We start from the raw sequence: 15,135 nt of genomic DNA, 5'->3' as shown, positions 1-15,135 counted from the left end.
CGACTTTTCCACCAATTGGCTTTCTTGAGATTATTTCATGTTGCTCTCCTAGAGGGGAGAGGGGGTTTCTCCTATATTATATTGATTGCTGTAACATTCCAAGCCTTCCAACTGGAATATTTTGGAAAAAAATGAATCAAACTCAGGACCGACCAAGCAATATGATTGATACAAACAGGAGATAAAGTCTGGAAGTGTTATGTAGCAAGAGTTTTATAAATTTTCTCTTCCTCTACACTAACTCCAAAACTCTTAACAACCTGTATAAACCCTGAAATAATTGATTCCTCACCCAAATATCCAGCATTAAGAAACGCAGCAAATCTCATAAATATGTAAGAGCAGCACGAATAGCCCCCTCTGATACTCAATCCCACCAAGTATCAAGAGGAATCTACCGTGATCTACAACAACAGCCAAAACCAAACATTCTCTACATCAAAAACTTCTCCAGCAAATAACAACCAATCTCCTGCTCAACCGCCCAACAACCTTACAGAAGCCGAATACCACGAACTAGCAGTAAGCAGCGCCATTCATCCAGAAATAATCGCCCGTAACTTCATCCACATTACCGGCGATACAGTTCTCAACTACCTGTTTATCTCCAACGCCATTCCCCGCCTAAACACAGGTAGAGTCACCAGTTCCTTACTCAAACTGTACCAATACGCCACAATTGGCGGAATATGGATTTCGGGACTAGATCCCTTTAATAACTGGCAACGTATGGAGTGGGGAAGATTCAAACCCACCCAAGGACGTATTGACAAAAATGGCAAAATAGTAAAATACGAATCACCACCAAAAACACCCAACCGCGTCACCTACTTTGACGTTCCCGACTGCATTTGGGGCTTAGTAGCACGGCGGTACAATATCAAACGTTATCATTCTCCTTTAGCACAGCGTCTACAAGACAAACTAAATCCGCTATCGTTTTGGGAATGGGTACTACTGCACCCAGAAATACCCATTATTTTGTGTGAAGGCGAGAAAAAAGCAGCTTGTTTATTAAGTCAGGGATTTGTAGCGATCGCGTTGCCTGGTATTTGGAGCGGACGCATTGGTAAAAAAGACTTTGACGAACGGCTACACCCCGATATCATGCCCGTAGCCCAACCAGGACGTAAATTTATTATCCTTTTCGACTACGAAACCAAACCCAAAACCCGGTGGTCAATCTTCCAAGCTACCCTGCGTACAGGCAAAACCATCGAAGCTGTAGGCTGTACCTGTGAAGTAGCATTACTACCTGGACCTGAAAAAGGTGTAGATGACTTTGTTGTTGAACGCAGTAAATTAATTGGACGTGGACAAACAGTTAACGACGGTCAACTAATTGAGGCTAGTCGAACATCCACACTTAACCAAGTAATTAATCAGACTTTACCAGTTAAAGACAGTTACTTAACGAAACATGGTCAAGTAGTAGAGCGTCATCAGGTAATTAACCAAAGTTTACCATTCACAGACAATCAAACATTTAACAATGGTCAAGTATTAGAACATCATCATGTAATTAACCAGAACTCACCAGTTCATAACAATCCAAAAATAGAAAATGGACAAGTAGCAAACTATCATCATGTACTTAATCAAAACTCACCAGTTTATAACAATCAACCAATAAATATAAATAATGGTCAAATAATAGACCATTATCAGGTAATTAACCAGACCTTAGAAAGTACAAACAATAAACTAACAGAAAATGCTCAAATACCAGAGCATCATCAAGTAAATAACCAAAACTTACCAGTTCCAGACAGTCAATTAACAAATAATGGTCAAATACTAGACCATCATCAAGTAATTAACCAGAATTTAGAAGGTAAAAACAATGAACTAACAGAGAATGGTCAAATACTAGACCATCATCAGGTAATTAACCAAAACTTACCAGTTCCAGACAGTCAATTAACAAAGAATGGTCAAACACTAGACCATCATCAAGTAAACAACCATATTTCAAAAGGTAAAAACAATTTACAAACAGAGAATGGTCAAAAATTAACACATCATCAGGTAAATAACCAGAATTTAGAAAATACAAACAATGAACTAACAGAAAATGGTCAAATACCAGAGCATCATCAGGTACTTAATCAGATTCCACCATTTGAAAACAGTCAAATAAACGCCTTACTAACCACCATCATTGATGATGCCATTAGCTTAAAACAATACCAACGCTCATTCCACACTAGACATCGGGGACTCAGCAACAAATACAAACCAGATATTCGTGTCAACGTCAAATACCTATCAGAAGCTGTAACACTTCCCTCTTCTGGGTTGGTAGCATTATTAAGCGACATGGGAACCGGCAAAACCGAAATCATGCGTTTAGTGCGTAATGCCTATCCCCATATCAAATTCCTCAACATTGGGCATCGGGTTAACCTGCTGAAGAACCTAGCAACCCGTCTCAAAACCGAGATGTACTCAGATTTAACTTATTCAGGTTTAGTCAAAGCACAAGCTCTTAGCATTACCATTGACAGCTTACACAAACTGCACACCCAAATGCTGAACTACGGTTGCATATTTATTGATGAAGCTTGCCAATTCTTAACTCACCTACTGCACAGTAAAACCTGTAAAGAATATCGAGCAGAAATATTAGAAGTCCTGCAATATATCGTTTATAACGCACCTCTAGTAATCATCGCCGATGCCCATCTGGATGATATTACAGTAGACTTCTTCCGGGCATTGCGTCCACTAGGGGAAAAACCATTTATTGTTAAAAACGATTGGCGAAATGGCGATCGCTTAATCTATTGGTATGAAGGTAAGAATTCTTCAGCCATAGTTGCCCAAATTTCTGCCGCGCTGATGAACAAGCAGAAAATCATGGTAGCTTCTGATTCTAAGCGTTTCATTAAGAAATTAGAACAATCCCTGACCATAAAGGTACGGGTAGAAGAGGCAGGGAGCAGGGAGCAGGGAGCAGGGGGACTGGATACCTCTGCGGTAGTTAAAGATTGCAGTTCTCAAATATCACAGATAAACTCAACATCATCTGAGGCAATTAACAATTGCAATTCTGCAACTTCATCTCAGGTGAAACCAACATCATCTGCAACAGATAAAAATGACAATTCTCCAGCTTTATCGCAGGTAAATTCCACATCATCAAATCATTCCCCCACACCCAACACCCCACACCATTCGGACTTGGGAGTGAACGCACAGTCGAACGCTAACGCTCACAGAAACACAACATCCAAACTAAGATTATGGTCTATTCACTCAGACAACTCAGGTAGTGAAGAAAACGTAGCCTTCATCAAAGATATTACCAACGCCGTTAAAGACGTAGATGCCCTGTTATATTCTCCCAGTCTCGGTACAGGAGTAGACATCAACGAATATCACTTTGACCTAGTATTTGGCATCTTCCACGCCAAATCCCAAACCGCCACCGAATGCGCTCAACAACTGTACCGCTATCGTCCCAACGTCCCCATTCATGTTTGGGTTGCACCCCGTCCTCCCTTTGGTTATCAAGAAACCAACGCCCTCAAAATCAAAGAACGGATGCTACAAACCAACGAAGTTACAGCCTTCGTACTGCGAATTGACAGAGAAACTGGACGCAGAGGAGTAGAAAAAGATTGGGCATTAGATGCTTACTGTAAAATTCTTGCAGCCCGTAACCGCTCCATCAACAATCTGCGGGATGATTTACATGACCTATTAACTGAAATGGGTAATAAAATCATCTCAATGGGTGGTGATGAAGATACTTTCGCCCAAGAGCAGATGAAAAAAGCAGCTGCGGCGTTAGATACTGCTTATTACTCAGCAGTAACCAGAGCAAAGAATATCTCCGCCACTGAATATCGTCAGCGTCAAAATAAAGATTACCTCAAACCAGAAGAAATATTTGAATGTGAGAAATACCGTATTCAAGATGCTTACGGCATGGAAGTCACAGAATCATTAGTAGAAAAAGATGCTGGTGGTCAATTAAGTCGCTCAATTTCCGCATTAGAGGCCATACTCAAAGAACCAGAGGGAACAATTTTTGATTCCCGTACCAACAGACAATACCCACTCCCACCAACAATTGTCACAGATAAAGACCGTCAGGAACGAGAAAATCTGCCTTTGTGTATGGACTGGGGTAATTACTCTGCTAAATGGTTAGCACGGTTTAATTTAGGACTGCATGACATTTTAAAACGTTTAGTTGCAGGAGAAGAAGTTACAGCCCGTGACCCTGAATTATTGAGGATGGTAGCAATTGCTAAACAATATGGAGTGTATATAAAAACGATTTTGGGCTTTAATGTTCCAGATAAATGTCAACCAATATGGTTGTTAGGGATGTTGTTGGATCAGTTGGGATTAAAGCTAGTTGACCGCAAGGAGGGACCCCGTGGGAAACAGGTGAAAGTTTTCTCGCTTGGACAGGTGGAATTAGATTTTGCGCTCAAGGTCATAGAGTACCGGGAGCTTAAGCGTAACCAGAAACAGGAAAGAGCAAGGCAACAGCAGGAGGAACAAAGGCGTTATCAGGCTAGAATGCAGAGTCTGTATGGGATTGCGCCGCCTCCAGACCCGGTATCCACTCCCCCCCCTAATGGTATAGGGAATCCTCTAGGGGAGGGGGTGAATACTACGGCTGATGGAGTTGATTTTGCAGCTGGTTCTAGAGATGGTAGTGACCTTTCTTTAGTTAATGGTGCTGATGGAGTTGATTTTAGGAAGTTTCAACCGGATGATGGGGATGACACTCCTTTGGTTAACTGTGTTGAGGTACTGAGAGCGAGTTTTAACAAGGGGGTAGAGGCGATAAAATCAGTGCTTCGTTCCTGGAGTGAGGATAGAAGATGGGGGACTGTGTTGTTGCTGGAGGAAATTGCTGCTGGTGAATTGCGATCGCTCGAACAATTAATGCCACAGTTTTATGATTGGTTAAGCGAGTCGGTTTTACCGATGAACTGTTAACTTGATATTCTCCAGGACGATAACTACGGAGATTCTTTGTTCAGTCATCTACTGAGAAAAAGTAAACCAAAAACTCTTGGATTTTTTGCTGTTTTGGGTAGTGTCTTCTTAACAGGGAGATGCGGCTACATTCCTTGCTACGCGCCAAACGTTGTTTTTTGGCTGCTCAAATCAAAAACTTGAGTGGCGTTGAATTGGCACATTTTTGGAGTTGTAACCGGTTCATTAAAAATTTGAGTAGACATGAAACAGATTCATTAAAAATCAAATCACGATTGATTCAACTTGAGATTTTTTGTTGAACTCGAAGATGATCATGAGAGAGTCAAAAATTTCTGACGATGATTTTTACTTGTCAGATAAGAACGTGATTCAAGAAATAATATTATCTTCTCAGTAGTGCATTTGTACAAAGAAGCATCTACATTAAAACAACAAACCATACTAAGGGAATTACTCGCAAAATTAGAAAAGCAATTTACACAAACTGCCCTTCTTAGAGGCGATGATTCGGGAGAATATGCGCGGATTGGGATATCATATAAATATATGATGGGTTTTCCCTAAAGTTACCCAAATCTTGAAATTGTGCAAGAGATACTTGCACAAATATTATTATAAAATTATTGACACTATTTAAATCACAATGACTGAAATTACAGCTAACTATGATGAAACCTGGAAAGAAGCAATAGGAGATTATTTTGATTCATTTCTCGCCTTCTTTTATCCAGAAATATATCAACAAATAGATTGGAGTAAAAACCCCATTTCTCTAGATAAAGAATTAGAACAAATTACCGCATCTGCGGACAGCAAAACACGCCACGCTGATAAATTATTTCAAGTGTGGTTATTAGATAATCAAGAGCTTTGGATATTAATTCATGTAGAAGTACAAAGTCAATATGATAAAGAATTTTCCCAAAGAATGTTTATCTACAACTATCGAGCTTTTGATTTATACCAAAAACCAGTGATTAGTTTAGCCATACTCGGAGATGAAACTAAAAATTGGCGACCTAGTTCTTATCAGTATGGTTTAGGAAGTAGTCAATTAATCTTTAATTTTTCTATCGTCAAGCTTCTAGATTATCAGTGGGAGGAGTTAGAGCAAAGTAATAATATTTTTGCTATAGTGGTAATGGCACATTTAAAGACTAAAGCCACTAATAGCAATTTGTCAGCTAGGGAACAGTGGAAATGGAACTTAGCTAAATTACTTTATGAAAGAGGTTATAACCGTAAAGAAATTGTTGATTTATATAAAGTCATTGATTTAATGATGGCTTTATCTGAAGACTTGCAATTAAGTTTTGAAGAAAAATTAGCTCATTATCAGGAGGAACGAAAAATGCCACTGTTAACTAACATTGAACAACGCGCTATAGAAAAAACCACAAAACAAACTCGGAAACAAGATATTATCAAACTTGTGGAAGTACGGTTTGGTAATATACCGGAAAATTTGATTGCCAGCATTAATCAAATTGACAGTGCATCTTTTTTGGAACAAGTTTTTATATCATCAATTAATGTTAGTTCTTTAGAAGAATTTGCACAGCTTGTTAACTCTCATTTACCAGAATCAGATTAATAAATGTAGGTTGGGTTAAGCAACAGCGTAACCCAACAAAAGTATTGATAAGGTTGATTGCATTTGTGCAACAGGTTGTTGCCTAAATTCTTTGGTGTGGTAAATCGAATTATTTTCGCATATCCCTTGGCACAAAAATTGTGTTTATTTGCGGCTCTGCTGTGGTTGCATTGTCGAGTTGTGTGGCAATATTTTATCAATAGGTCATCATCAGCTATCACCACAGTAGCAGTTATAGTTGCAGTTTGCTTCTAGTTATGACCACTGGTGACAGTAACATAAAAATGTTAATCATCCCCAAACAATCCATCCAAATCCTGAGATGAAGCCTTACCTTGGATTAAAGTAGAAGGACGTTGTTTTTGTTGTCCATCTGACAACATATCTGACTCTACATCTGTCATACCATTGTGGGCATGATGATTAGCTGAACTCATCACTGGAGCAACAGTATTAACATAATTTTGCAATACAAACTGTGGTTGTTCCACACCCAAAGCCAAGCGCAGATTACTACCATGTTTATTTAAAACATCCTGTGATTCCCAACAAGCAAAACGCAATTGTTCCGGTGTATATTCCCCACTGTGATATCGAGCCAAAGGTAACAAAGCTGCTACCAAAATATCCGACACCTTGCGATTGACCTCTTCCTTTGATAGAGAATTTAAATAATCAACCACTTCCGCCATTGGTTCGCCCTCATAAGGCTGAAGACGTAAACTTAAACTCTTACGTTTTTTCCTGATTTTATTCATTGAGCCTTGCTTCCTCATGGCTTTAAACATCAAGTAAATCTGCTTTTAGATGCTAGTGAATTTGCTTCATGATTCTTCTAATGAATTTATTTCTCGATGCAAGTAAACTTGTTTAAGAATTGAATCAAACCTGCTTTCTAATTCAACTGGATTTATTTTTCAATGCAAGTAACTCTGTTTGAAAATTGAACTAAAACTGCTTCACAATTCAATTGAATCTGGTTTCAAAACAAACACACATAAAAATTAACTTGTTTGTGTTTTTTTTCTGCCTTAATCAATTTGAATTATCGTCAGTAATCGGACAAAATAATTACACCAAATATGGAATGAAATTCTTGACTTGCAAATAATTGGCAAATAACCAATATGTAATTAATTCTTGGTACTTAGTTGAAATAGGGCAAATATCTCCCTCCTTTTTATCTCTCTAAAAGCAGACAATTAATCAAAATCAAAATCAAAAACAGCTAACTATTCCCCCTGTCCACCAAATAATCAAACATCCCAAAGCAATCAACCAGCCTTTGAGAAATACATTGCTCACCATCTACCGCCTTATCTAAATCAAAAGTTTTTTTCACAATCTCAGCAATACCAGCACCCCAAATCATCGGCGTAAAACTTTTGCTTTGGTTACGCCGCTGATAACTGCTACCTCTCACCTTTTTTTGTGAACCCCAACTAGACCCAGACTCATAAGAAGTAGTAGCTTCACAATTGAAATAAATCTCTAATTCCGGCTCCAAATGGTAAGCACCACCACCACCAATAATCACCTCATCCAATTCAGTAGGTAGCAGTCGCTTTAACCATCGCTCTAACTTATCCCAATATTCAGCCGTCGCTCGCTCAATCGCCCGTGCAATATCTTGAACTTCCCTAGCTCTTAAATTCGGGTCTTTAGCACTAGCTAATGCTTGAATTGCTGCACATTCACCCCAATTGGGGTGACGGGTTGGGGGATAATTCGGGTTATATACCTTGTCAAGAGCAGCGTAACGGGCAGCAAATATCGCTTGAGCCAAACGCTCCCGGTCTAGCCCGCTAGTCATTTCCACCACCATATCCAGCATATCTGCAAACCCCAGCAGTGGACTATCTCCCAGCTTCAATTGTCCCCGCTCAAAATAAAGTGCCGTAGTATTTCTGTGACCAAACATCAGCACCCCCAACTGTTTAGAACGCAACCAGTCCAGACCCTTTTGCTTAATGCGGACAGCTGCTAATCCTCCACCTTCAGGACGACACAAAAACTTAGCTAATTTTACCTTCAGCACCATTTCCCGCACCTGGAAACGAGCCAACATTATCTGTAACTGTTCCTCAAATTTGCGACGGTCGTTATACTCATTCCAAGGCAGCAGCAGTGCTAACTCTACAGTTAATAGCTTTTTCGTAGAAAACTTAGCCTGGTGCATTTCCATAATTAACCCAATCGCTCCCAACACCTTCCATAGAGCATTTTCATACTTGAGTTCCTTAATTCGGTCTTGAGGGTCAAAACAACAAGCAAAATCACCCAACACCACCACACGGTCATTCCACTCCACCCATAATTGTTGGTCAGGGCTAGGACTACCAATCCACCCCAAACGAGACATATAATTATCAAGCTTGGCTTTAGGAATCTCCTCAACCGCAGGAGGCATCACCAAAAAATTCGGTTCTTGCAGTGCTGGAATTTGATAAATAATTTTAGTTTGTGACCCACCCACGTCCACACTTAAATAAATGTCGGTCATAACGATTAGTCAGCTAAAATTCATCTATCTATTGTGAGATGAATTAGCACAGGATGACCTCTTCCCTAGCACATAAATTTGTCTGTTTTGACCACAATTGATGTAACTTACAGCCAAAAGATAGATGTTGAAGGTCAGTTAAATTGTGCGGAAATTGCACCAAATCTGTGCTGAACTTGCACTAGAATTGCACGCCTTTATTGTTACCAACAGAAATACAGATAAGTGAATTAAAATAGTTGTACTTACTACGGTTTTTTAGGTTTTTTGCAATGAGCGTGGTTGTTGTAGGAAGTTACTGGCTGTGTTTGGCACAAAAAGCCTATGAGTAGGTTTTGTGATGGCTTCTTTAGCGATCGCAACGACAACACCGTAGCCATAGCTGGGGTCATGCCGATGGCTTTTTTAGTCTTTGCAACGGTCGGACGATGGCTTTTTTAGCCATAGCCGGGGTCAGCCGATAGCTTTTTTAACTTTGGCAAGGAGTGATGCAGGTTGTTTTACATCTGGGGAGTGGATTTGACGGATGCCTATTATAGCCTTTAGAGGTCTTGTAGATGCTTTTTATTGTCTGTGGTGCGTATCTTACGAATGCCTTTCAGTGCCTTTAAGTTGGTGACACAGGTGTTTTTATTGCTTGTGAGTAAAGGAAAACAGATAAGTTTGAGTCTGCACAGTGTCTTACTGATGGCTATTACAGCCTATGTGGAATTGGTGAGAAATTGAGATTTTGGAGGCTTCTGATATGGCTTATGCCATCGCCAGAGTGAAAAAATTGAAACGAGCCAATATTGCTGGGAGTGCTGCTCACACTTCCAGGCAGCGAGAAACACCCAATGCTGACCCGGCTAAACAAAATATTAGGTTTATCGGCAATACTGACAGGGAGGAAAAGTTAGAGGATTTGGTGTTAGCAAAGATTGGGCAGTATGAGCAAAAACGAAAAATTCGCACTGATGCAGTGTACTGTGTAGAGATTTTGCTGACTGCTTCTCCTAGTTACTTTCGACCGCTTGACCCCTCGGCTGCTGGGTATTATGAAGAGGAGAGGTTGGCTGATTGGTTGTCAGCGACACAGCAGTGGTTAGAGAAGGAATATAGCGATTGTGCCAACTCCAGCACCCAAGCAAGTGGAACGCATCTGAATGGGAATAGCAGTTCCGTAGGCGATTGTGCTTTGCACACTGCCGAAGGCAATCACTCTCCTCACCGTGCTGTGGGCGATCGCATTGTCAGGGCTGAATTGCACTTGGATGAAGTAACACCCCACATTCATGCTTATTTTGTGCCACTGGATGAAAACGGGCAACTGCGGTGTAACCATTTTTTTGATGGTCGGCAGAAGATGCGAGATTTTCAAGAAAGCTACTTTGCGGCGGTGCAGCACCTGGGGTTAGAGCGTGGGATTCGAGGTAGTGTAGCTAAACACCAGGACATTAAGGATTTTTATCGCATAGTTGAAGAAGGAAAAGACCTTAACTCTGACTTAACTATTGCACAGATGCGGGCTAAGGCAGCAGATCGAGATAGGGCATTGCAGAGTAAGAGTTCTATGGAGCGCACTGCTAAAAGGTTGGTGCAGGAAAATGAGACTCTGCGACAAAGGATTAAGGAACTAGAAGCTCAAAAGGAGCAGTTGCAACAGCAGGCTGAACAATTGAGTGATTTGCCCCTGGAAGATGTGGCTTGGCATTTGGGACTAGATCAAGACACTAGCAGCTATCGCTGCTGGAGAGGGGGGGAACATATTATCTATATCAATGGTTCTCAATGGAGTCACCTTGCACCCGATACTCAAAAAACTGATGCTATTGCTGGTGCTGTTAATATTCAAAAAACTGGTGCTATTGCTGGTGCTATTACTGGTACTGGTGCGGTGGCTTTGGTAAAACACATTAATGGGTGCAATTTTAGAGAAGCGATCGCTTGGTTAAATGACCGCTTTGGTGAGGAAGGGATGCAGAGGGCTGTCACTCACTATACTAGGCAACAAGCGCAAAAGATCCTCCAAGAGCAAGAAGCACCACAGTTTGTACCACCAGTACCGGACAAATCGAACTGGCATTTAGTACACGACTATTTAACTAAGAAACGCAGATTGCCTCAAGATTTAGTCCAAAAATTATATCAGTGGGGGTTGGTTTATGCTGATGATCAACAAAATGCTGTGTTCCTGTTGAGAAATTTACAAGAAGAGCCAACAGGTGCATTGTTACTAAGTACAGTAGACAACGATAAAACTAGCTTTAGTGTTGCTGCTGGTACAAAACGCAGTCATGGTTGGTTTTACCTGCAATGGGGAGGGCAACCTACTGATGAAATCCAAAAGGTGGTGTTGTTAAAGTCACCCCTTGATGTGCTGTCTTATGCGATGTTGGAAGTTGAAAGACACCGGGGAGTACCAGAAGAAAGAATAATGTACATGACTGTGGATAGTCCCAGGAGTTTACCTGTGGAGTTGTTGCAGGATATCCCTGAACTTGTTTGTGCTTATGATAACAATGCTGCTGGAGATGAGATAGCTGGTGCTGTAAGTGAATTGTTGCCCCAAGCGACTAGAGTTAAACCGCAAGCGCAGAATTGGCATGAGGAATTGTTGGTACTGCTACGGTGGCAACAGCGAGAACGAGAGTATCAACAACGCCAAAAGCAACAACGACAGCGTGAGCGCAAGCGTGAATCTGAACTGGAGTTATGAGCAGTATTGCTGCTTTTAAAAACTGATATCAATTCTTTCTGCATTATCGTCTACACCATGTCTAGACAAAACCCCAGTGGAAATAAAACTTACCTTTTGATACGGAAATCACCTTACATCTTCGCCCTCGTCATGCGTCAGACCAATCTGCTGAAACTGTGATATTGCTGTGAACTTAAGTTATGTGTCCGCTAGATTTTGTTAGCCTGTGGACTTGTGAAGCAGCGCAGAAAATAGCATTTAAATAAATCTTGCCCTTGACATCAAAGCCGAAAAATTAGCCACTTGGATAAAAATTTAATAGCCACTTGGACGATGGTAACTACTGAAACAAGCAATTAAAGTGAGTGTATGCTCAACTGACAACTTTCCAAGTTATGGCTGACCTCAATTTAACAAGAAGGAAATAGAAAAATGCCAACAATTCACTTTATTGATGGAGAAAAAGGTGGAGTAGGTAAGTCATTATTTGCACGAGTCATGGTGCAATATTGTCTTGATAAACAACTGCCATACGTGCTGGTAGAAGCTGACCCAAGTAACCCAGATGTGGGTGTATTTTACCCAGAAAATACCCAAACAGCAGTTTTTAGTGAATCAGAACGTAAAGTTTATGCTGCTGATGCAATCTTTAACTTAGCACTAACAAATCCTGTAATTGTCAATTTACCTGCTCACGTAACTAAAGCAGTGAATGATTGGATTGAGCGCAATCAAATACTAGAAATGGTAACTCAGCATAAAGTTGATATCTGCAAGTGGTTTGTTGGCAATGGTGGATATGATAGCATCCAGTTATTGATTCAATCTTTAAACCACTTTGAAGGCAAAATTAAGCACGTCTTTGTTCGCAATTTTGGTCTATGCGATGATTGGAAACACGTAGATGAAAGAGAGGATTTACAAGAGTTAATTCAAGCTCAAAAAGTGCCTGTAATTAACTTTCCTAAATTTAGCTATCGAGAGCGAGATTTGCTTGATGCAAAGCGGAGCAACTTTTCTCAAGCTTTCTTAACTGCTGAGTTGGGTATTTTGGGTCAGCAGCGTTTGCATAGTTTTCTGAAAAAAGCTTACGAAGAAATTGGCAAGGCGCAAGTATGGAATGTAGGTCAGCCTGCGGCTAATAAATTCTCAGTAGAGAAGGGATGAACTCTAAAAGAGGAGGGAAAGTGGTGAGTCTGACAATTATTGCCGCTTTCTTCAGTTTACGCCATAATAATCCGAGAACCTTCTGGAAACTTTTCTACTTTGATTTGCGTTCCTAATTCTTCTCCCAAAGCAGGAACATGAGTAATTACGCCCACTAATTTGTCTTGCTGACCCAAAGATTGTAATATACTTGAGACACTTTGCAGAGTTTCAGCATCTAATGTTCCAAATCCCTCATCTATAAACAGACTGCCTAACTTAGCTCCTCTTGATAGCTTTTCTGAGAGTGCTAAAGCCAGGGATAAAGAAGTAGCAAAGGTTTCACCACCGGATAGTGTCTGTACCCGTCTGGGTTCACCACCACTCCAGTTATCTTCTACATAGTATTCTTTATCGTCATATTTTAAGGCATATCGCTGTTCTGTAAGTTCTCGCAGAAACACTGTGGCTTGTTCTACTAACTCCTGCTCAAAATGTTGGAGAATATAGGCTTGAAAACGATCTGATTTTAACTCTTTGGATAATATACGATAAGTTTCTAAATCTTGCTCTTTGCTGGATAGTTGGGCTTGTAATTTCTCTGCTTGCTCTCGCTGCTCTTCAGCTTTAGTAATCCAAAGTTTTAAATCGTTGTATTCTTTTTGTGCTTGCTTAAACTTGTCCTCAGCATTAGCAACAGCATTTTCATACTGGGCAATTATTTCTGCATTTGTGGTTTTATCACCAATTTCGTTAGTTTCTTTGGTGATAAGAGTTTCTAGCTGAAGTTTTTTATTGTCGTGATCTGTAATTTGCTGCTGCCATCTATTTTGTACTTCTGGTGATGCTTTGCTTTCTTCAAACATTGCTTCTGTAAAGTTTTCTGATGACAAACGAGTTTGCCATTCAGCTTCTATTTGTACTTTTGCATTAGAAGCTAAATCAAAGTCTTCTCGTGCTTTTAAATCATTTTGTTGAGATTGGAGAAATTCATCACGAGCAGTTTGATGAAACTTATGTGCCTGCTGAAGACGATTATCTAAATCTTGCTTATCTTGTTCTAGTTTTCGGACTAAATTCTCGTAAGAATCACCACCAGTAAGTTTTGAAAGTTTGTCTAATATTTCCTGAAGTTGTGTTTTTTGGCGTTCTACTTCATTTGCTGCATCTTGATGCTGGGATTGCGTATTTGATAACTTATCTTTGGCAAATTTAAAATTTTGTTCACTTGCATTAACTTCCGCATCTGCTTTATCTTTCTTGATTAAAGATTCCTGATATTTAGTATCCCTTTCATGTAGTGTTTGGCATTCCTGCTGAAGTGCCTGAACATCCCATGTATCTGTTTTTAATATGGCAATAATTTGTTGTGTTTCTGCCTGCAATTCGACTTCTTTAGCCGCTAATATTTGGAGGTATTCAATTTCTTGTTTCTTTAGTTCATCTCTTGTGGTTTCAGCTTTAGTTTTGGCATCAGCAGCTTTTTGACGGTTTTTCTCAGCAGTCTGAGCGCGTTTTTCTAGTGCTTTAATATCGTCTGAAGACTCTAGTTGTGGTAACAAGTTGTCTTCTGGGTATACTCCACCGCAAACAGGACAATCATCACCCGTATGGAGCAATGCTCGTAAAGCAGAGGCATAATTTTGTTGTCTAGCAGTATCTAATTTAGCACAAATTTGTTCACATTCTTCTATGGATTTTTGCAGATATAAAATAGTAGACTGATAATTATTATCGGCCGTTTTTAATTGTTGGGTGATTTGTTGCAGTTTTGAGCGATCGCTTTCGACTTGCTTTTGAATGCCTTCCCATTTAATTAGTAGTGGGTTAACTTGATTAAGCTGCTCTAGTCTTGTGCCACCAGGGGAATATTGAGAAAGTTCATTTTTAGCTTCAGTAAATATCTGATTTTTCTCTGCTAATTCAGTTTCAGCCTTTTTTACTGCTTTGTTGGCCTCAGTTACAAGTTTGATTTTGTCTGCTAATATTTTTTCCAACCGTTTTACTTCATCGTTAATTCCACGCTTCTGTTCTTCATAGATTTTGGCAGCATTAAGAGCTTCTTCTTGCTGTTTTAGCTGTGGTGCAATTTTAGCTTGATCAGCTTGTGCTTGACTTAAATTATCTTCCTGAATTTTCAAAGCATATTCTTTATCAATCAAAGCTTTAGCAGCATTCTCAGCAGCAATTTTGGTGTCATTATAACGAGTACGAGCAGAATTTACTGATGTCCAAGTGGCTGATAAG

7 protein-coding genes are annotated in these 15,135 nt (G+C 40.0%); 4 read left to right on the top strand and 3 right to left on the bottom strand.

The features are described from left to right. Positions 1-402: 402 nt before the first annotated feature. Both H6F47_RS28040 and H6F47_RS17970 read left to right on the top strand, forming a co-directional pair. The gene (locus H6F47_RS28040; protein WP_347239096.1) at positions 403-4,962 is read left to right on the top strand and encodes a DUF3854 domain-containing protein; all 4,560 of its coding nucleotides are present in this window, start codon (positions 403-405) and stop codon (positions 4,960-4,962) included. A 646-nt stretch (positions 4,963-5,608) separates the two neighbouring features. Further along, positions 5,609-6,559 (top strand): Rpn family recombination-promoting nuclease/putative transposase, encoded by a 951-nt coding sequence (locus H6F47_RS17970; protein ID WP_190650333.1) that lies wholly within the window; start codon positions 5,609-5,611, stop codon positions 6,557-6,559. A 287-nt stretch (positions 6,560-6,846) separates the two neighbouring features. On the opposite strand, the gene H6F47_RS17965 is transcribed toward H6F47_RS17970, so the two are convergent. Both H6F47_RS17965 and H6F47_RS17960 read right to left on the bottom strand, forming a co-directional pair. Then, positions 6,847-7,317 carry a hypothetical protein gene (locus H6F47_RS17965; RefSeq protein ID WP_190650331.1) on the bottom strand — a complete coding sequence of 157 codons (471 nt, stop codon included), beginning with the start codon at positions 7,315-7,317 and terminating at the stop codon, positions 6,847-6,849. Between the two features lie 470 nt (positions 7,318-7,787). After that, positions 7,788-9,062, bottom strand: coding sequence for a ParM/StbA family protein (locus tag H6F47_RS17960; protein ID WP_190650329.1), 1,275 nt, complete (start codon positions 9,060-9,062; stop codon positions 7,788-7,790). A 745-nt stretch (positions 9,063-9,807) separates the two neighbouring features. Between H6F47_RS17960 and H6F47_RS17955 the strand changes: the two genes are divergently transcribed. Continuing rightward, positions 9,808-11,760 (top strand): plasmid recombination protein, encoded by a 1,953-nt coding sequence (locus H6F47_RS17955; protein ID WP_190650327.1) that lies wholly within the window; start codon positions 9,808-9,810, stop codon positions 11,758-11,760. 414 nt (positions 11,761-12,174) lie between these two features. After that, positions 12,175-12,909 carry a mobilization protein gene (locus H6F47_RS17950; RefSeq protein ID WP_190650325.1) on the top strand — a complete coding sequence of 245 codons (735 nt, stop codon included), beginning with the start codon at positions 12,175-12,177 and terminating at the stop codon, positions 12,907-12,909. Between the two features lie 56 nt (positions 12,910-12,965). Here the strand turns inward: H6F47_RS17950 and H6F47_RS17945 are convergent. Further along, positions 12,966-15,135 (bottom strand): SMC family ATPase (locus H6F47_RS17945; RefSeq protein ID WP_190650323.1); only part of this gene is annotated, 2,170 nt, incomplete at its 5' end.

Source organism: Sphaerospermopsis sp. FACHB-1094 (assembly GCF_014696195.1).
Taxonomy (GTDB): Bacteria; Cyanobacteriota; Cyanobacteriia; order Cyanobacteriales; family Nostocaceae; genus Sphaerospermopsis; species Sphaerospermopsis kisseleviana.
This window is presented reverse-complemented; position numbering and strand designations above follow the sequence as displayed.

Bases quoted from the DNA above. Each gene is read 5' to 3' on its own strand.
- H6F47_RS17970 (WP_190650333.1), top strand. From the start codon at position 5,609: ATGACTGAAATTACAGCTAACTATGATGAAACCTGGAAAGAAGCAATA.
- H6F47_RS17965 (WP_190650331.1), bottom strand. From the start codon at position 7,317: ATGAATAAAATCAGGAAAAAACGTAAGAGTTTAAGTTTACGTCTTCAG.
- H6F47_RS17960 (WP_190650329.1), bottom strand. From the start codon at position 9,062: ATGACCGACATTTATTTAAGTGTGGACGTGGGTGGGTCACAAACTAAA.
- H6F47_RS17955 (WP_190650327.1), top strand. From the start codon at position 9,808: ATGGCTTATGCCATCGCCAGAGTGAAAAAATTGAAACGAGCCAATATT.
- H6F47_RS17950 (WP_190650325.1), top strand. From the start codon at position 12,175: ATGCCAACAATTCACTTTATTGATGGAGAAAAAGGTGGAGTAGGTAAG.